Source organism: Pseudomonas sp. CM25 (genome assembly GCF_013179705.1).
Taxonomy (GTDB): Bacteria; Pseudomonadota; Gammaproteobacteria; order Pseudomonadales; family Pseudomonadaceae; genus Aquipseudomonas.
Window position 1 is genome coordinate 1 of the sequence record NZ_JABMCW010000378.1, and the last position, 4,797, is coordinate 4,797.

A 4,797-nucleotide genomic window follows, 5' to 3' on the forward strand; every position below is an offset into this window, starting at 1 on the left:
GCTCGACCCGTTGCCCAGGCGCCAGGTGGCAGGCGATCAGGCGGATTTCCTGCTCCAGGCGCTGCAGGTAGGGCGCAGCGCGGGCGCGGTCTTTGGTGATGACCTTGTTGCAGGCGCAGTAGTAGCAGATGTTGGCGCAGAACGGCACGTGCACGTACAGCGACAGAGGGCGCACCGCCCTGCGGCTTTCGCGCAGGGCGTGGAGCAGGTCGAACGAGCCCACTTCGCTGTGCAGCTGCACGGCGGTCGGATAGGAGGTATAGCGTGGCCCGGCCAGATCGTAGCGGCGGATCAGGTCGGTATCCCAACGTAGGTCGTCGAGCATGAAGGCGGTCCCTGGAAAGAGCAGCAGTGCACCGGAGTCTATGGTCGCGCGTAGGAATCTGTGTTGATTTGTATCAAGGGGAGTCGGCGTGCTATCGAGGGCCGCTGTGCGGCCCAATCGCCGGCAAGCCAGCTCCCACAGGGGGGCGTGCAAGTCTCAAGCTTTGTGCTGCCCCTTTCAATGCCCCATCAGCCAATGCTGGTGCGGGCCGGGCAGGGTCCATACCCCGAACAGGATCACCAGCACACCGCCGGCAACGCGCACACTGCGCCGTTTCAACAACCTGTTGACCTGCTCCGCCGCCAGACCCGTGGCCAGCAACACCGGCCAGGTTCCCAGCCCGAACGCCAGCATCAGCGCTGCGCTATGGCCAGCATTGCCCTGGCTGGCCGCCCACAGCAGGGTGCTGTACACCAGCCCGCACGGCAACCACCCCCACAAGGCCCCGAGCAGCAACGCGCGGGGCAGGCTGGATACCGGCAGCAAGCGCGACGCCACCGGCTGGACATGCCGCCACAGCCCACGGCCCAGTGCTTCGATACGGGTCAACCCGCTCCACCAGCCGGCCAGGTACAGCCCCATGGCAATCAGCAGCAGCGCTGCCAGCACCCGCAGCGCCAGCGCCGCCGGGCTGCTGGCCACGGCCCAGCCGGCCAGGCCCAGCAACAGGCCGGCACTGGCATAGCTCAGCACACGCCCAAGGTTGTACGCCAGCAGCAGGCGCAGGCGCCGACCGCGTTGCTCGGGCGGGATGGCCAGGGTCAGCGCGCCCATCAGGCCGCCGCACATGCCCAGGCAGTGGCCGCCGCCGAGCAGACCGAGGATCAAAGCCGAGCCGAGCAGCGGAAGCAGGTCAGGCACGGGGTGGTGGTTCCTTGTCGGCGTCAGCCGGGGCGTCGTCAGCGTTCACTGCCGCCTGGTGGTGCGGGTCCTGGTCGTCGAACAGGATGCTGTGGGCAGGGCCTTCGAGGTCGTCGTACTGGCCGCTGTCCACCGCCCAGAAGAAGATGTACACGGCCACGCCGACCAGCAGCAGGGCCGCGGGGATCATGACATAGAGGGCGGGCATGGCGACTTCCTCGCGGGCAAGTGGGTTGCAGGTGTCGGCAAGCCCGATGCCGGCATGCGGGTCAGGCGCAGGGCATTGAGCACCACGATCAGCGAGCTGACCGACATGCCGATGGCGGCCCATACCGGGGTGATCCAGCCGAGCGCGGCAAACGGCAGCATCAGGCCATTATACAGGGTCGCCCAGAGCAGATTCTCGAGGATGTTGCGGCGGGTGCGGCGGGCCAGTTCGAAGGCCTGCACCAGCGCCTGCAGGCGGTTGGACAGCAGCACGGCATCGGCGCTGGTCTTGGCCAGGTCGGTGGCGCTGCCCATGGCGATGCTGATGTCGGCAGCGGCCAGCACGGGTACGTCGTTGACCCCGTCGCCCAGCATCAGCACCTTGCACCCGGCCGCTTGCAGTGCCTTCAGGCGGTCCAGCTTGTCGTCCGGACGCAGGCCGCCAATAGCTTCGTCAATGCCCAGTTGCGCGGCCACTTCAGCGACCATCGGTGAGCTGTCGCCCGACAACAGCAACGTGCGCCAGCCACGGGCCTTGCAGGCGGCCAGCAGGATCGGGGCATCGTCGCGCAGGCGGTCGTCCAGGCCGAACCAGGCCAGCGGCCCCTGGCGGTCGCCCAGTAGCAGCCACTGGCCGCGAGGCTCTGGCACGCCGGGGATTTCTGCGCCGCTCAGGGCGCAGACGAAGGTGGCCTGGCCAATGCGCAGGCGCTGGCCTTCGACCAGCCCTTCCAGGCCCAGGCCGGGCATGGTCTGCACGTCGTCGGCCGGTGTGGCGGTGCGGCCGAAGGCGCGGGCGATGGGGTGCTCGGAGCGGTTTTCCAGGGCTGCCGCCAGGGCCAGGCAGCGGTCGGCAGCCAGGTTGCCGAGCGGGCGAATGCTGCGCAGGGTCAGGCGGCCTTCGGTCAGCGTACCGGTCTTGTCGAAAATCACGGTATCGATCTGGCTCAAGCCTTCCAGCACATGCCCGCGGGTGATCAGCAGGCCGAGCTTGTGCAGGGTGCCGGTGGCTGCCGTCAGCGCCGTTGGCGTGGCCAGCGACAGGGCGCACGGGCAGGTTGCTACCAGCATGGCCAGGACAATCCAGAACGCCCGTGAAGGGTCGTGGTGCCACCACCACAGGCCGATGGCCGCGGCCGCCAGCAGCGAGAACAACAGGAACCACTGCGAGGCCCGGTCGGCGATTTCCGCCAGGCGCGGTTTTTCGGTCTGGGCCCGCTCCAGCAGGCGAACGATGGCCGACAGCCGCGAATCATGGCCGAGGGCTTCGACTTCCACGTTGAGGGTGCTCTCGACGTTCAGTGTGCCGCCAGTGACCCGTTCGCCAACCCGGCGCGGTTGCGGCAGGTATTCCCCGGTCAGCAGCGATTCGTCGACGCTGGAGCGGCCTTCGACGATGCGCCCGTCGGCGGGGATGACTGCACCCGGCAGCACCTGCACCGTGTCACCGCAGTGCAGCTCGCTGAGCAGGATGCGCTCGCTGCGGCCAATGGCGTCCAGGCGCAGGCAGGAAGCCGGCAGCAGGTTGACCAGCTGCGCGGTGGCCGCGGCAGTGCGTTCGCGGGCGCGGCGTTCCAGGTAGCGGCCGGTCAGCAGGAACAGCGCAAACATGCCCACGGTGTCGAAATACAGCTCGCCGCTGCCGGTGATTGCGGTCCAGATACCTGCACCGAACGCCAGGGCGATGGCCAACGATACCGACACGTCCATGGTCAGGTGGCGGGTGCGCAGGTCGCGCGCTGCACCCTTGAAGAACGGCGCACAGCTGTAGAACACGATGGGGATGGTGAGAAACAGCGCCACCCAACGCAGGATGGTGTGCAATTCGGGCGACAGGTCGATGTTGAATTCCGGCCAGGTGGCCATGGTCGCCATCATCGCCTGGAACCACAGCAGCCCGGCCACGCCCAGCCGGCGCAGGGCGCTGCGGTTTTCCCGGGCCAGCTGCTCGGCAGCCTGGTCCGGCTGGTACGGGTGGGCGGCGTAGCCGATCTGGCGCAGCTCGGCGAGCAGGCGTGACAGCGGCAGCTGCTGGTCGTCCCAGCTCAGCAGCAGGCGGTGGTTGGACAGGTTGAGGCGGGCTTCGGCGACGGCAGGCAGATTGCGCAGGTGCTTTTCGATCAGCCAGCCGCAGGCGGCGCAGCTGATGCCTTCGACCAGCAGGGTGGTTTCGGCCAGCTGGCCCTGGTGGCGGACGAAGCTTTGTTGCACGTCGCTGCGGTCGTACAGGGCCAGTTCGTCCTGCAACTGCCTGGGCAGGGCTTCGGGGTTGGCGCTGTTGTCGCTGCGGTGCTGGTAATAGTGCTCCAGGCCGCCGGCAACGATCGACTCGGCAACTGCCTGGCAGCCGGGGCAGCAGAACTGCCTGGGTTGGCCGAGGACCACGGCGCTGAAGCGGTTGCCGGCCGGGACGGGCAGGGCGCAGTGGTAGCAGGGGGTGGGTTGGGTCATCACATCATTGCCTTGCACATAGCGCGGGCCGGTCACAGTACCAGTGGGAGCGGGTTCACCCGCGAATGCGTCAGCTCAGGTAATGATGGGCTCAGGTCTGACGCATTCGCGGGTAAACCCGCTCCCACAGGGATTGGCGGCGGTGATTTGGTTAATGGTGCTCGGCGCCCTGGATGGCTTCGTCACCCAGTTCCAAGGTCACGCCATGCTCGACCTTTTCCTCCTCGAACAAGCGCCACACCTGGCCACCTTCGCTACCCAGCAGTTCCACAAAGCGGCGCCCGTCGACCTCATCCTCCAGCTGCCCCACGTAACGCCCGGCCTCGACCCGGCTCAGCAGTACCTTGCGGTCCTTCTGCGGCTGGGTCGGCGAAATCAGGTTCAGTTCCAGGCTCTGCGGGTCGCTGTTGCCGGCCAGGCGCAGGTCCACTTCGCCGGTCAGCTCGTCCAGGTGTACGCTGGCTTTCAGGTTCAGGTTCTGCGCCAGCAGTTCACGGTCCAGCGAGCGGTTGATGCCCTTGCCTGCCTCGTAGTAGTTGTCGTTCACCAGGTTGTCCGGGTTGCTCACGGCGATGCTGACCATGGTCAGGCTCAGGCACACCGAGGTGGTGAGGATGCCAATGATGATCCAGGGCCAGAGGTGCTTGTACCAGGGGCTGGCAGCGGTGGCGGCAGGCATTGTGCGATATCTCTCTGTTAGCGGATCTGTGGGCCGATGAAGCGGCTCTTGGCTTCAACCTGGGCGTCGCTGTCGTCGGCGCTTTTGAGGATGAAGGTGATTTCGTTGGTGGTCGACGGCAGTTTTTCCGGGGCTACCGACAGCTGCACCGGCAGGCTGACGATGTCACCGGCGGCGACGCGGATCTCGCGCTGGCCTTCCAGCTTGAGGTCCGGCAGGCCGGCGGCCTCCAGCACGTAGACGTGGTCGCGCTGGTCCTTGTTCATCACCTTCA

At 67.1% G+C, this 4,797-nt stretch carries 5 protein-coding genes and 1 pseudogene; all 6 read right to left on the reverse strand.

The window, feature by feature from the left end; genetic code table 11:
• Window positions 1–325 (reverse strand): annotated as a pseudogene (locus tag HP546_RS25935) (coproporphyrinogen III oxidase); the annotation flags it as partial.
• A gap of 177 nt (window positions 326–502) precedes the next feature.
• Window positions 503–1,186, reverse strand: coding sequence for a sulfite exporter TauE/SafE family protein (locus HP546_RS25940; RefSeq protein ID WP_172231398.1), 684 nt, complete (start codon window positions 1,184–1,186; stop codon window positions 503–505).
• A complete protein-coding gene (gene ccoS, locus HP546_RS25945; protein ID WP_172231401.1) occupies window positions 1,179–1,394 on the reverse strand; it encodes a cbb3-type cytochrome oxidase assembly protein CcoS in 216 nt (71 codons plus the stop codon). The genes HP546_RS25940 and ccoS overlap by 8 nt, the downstream gene beginning before the upstream one ends.
• A complete protein-coding gene (locus HP546_RS25950) occupies window positions 1,373–3,844 on the reverse strand; it encodes a heavy metal translocating P-type ATPase (protein ID WP_172231405.1) in 2,472 nt (823 codons plus the stop codon). Before HP546_RS25950 ends, ccoS begins: the two co-directional genes overlap by 22 nt.
• Before the next feature lie 151 nt (window positions 3,845–3,995).
• On the reverse strand, window positions 3,996–4,523 hold the full coding sequence (locus HP546_RS25955) for a FixH family protein (protein ID WP_172231408.1): 528 nt from the start codon (window positions 4,521–4,523) through the stop codon (window positions 3,996–3,998).
• A gap of 17 nt (window positions 4,524–4,540) precedes the next feature.
• On the reverse strand, window positions 4,541–4,797 hold a 257-nt coding region (locus HP546_RS25960; protein WP_306125728.1), incomplete at its 5' end, for a FixG Ig-like domain-containing protein.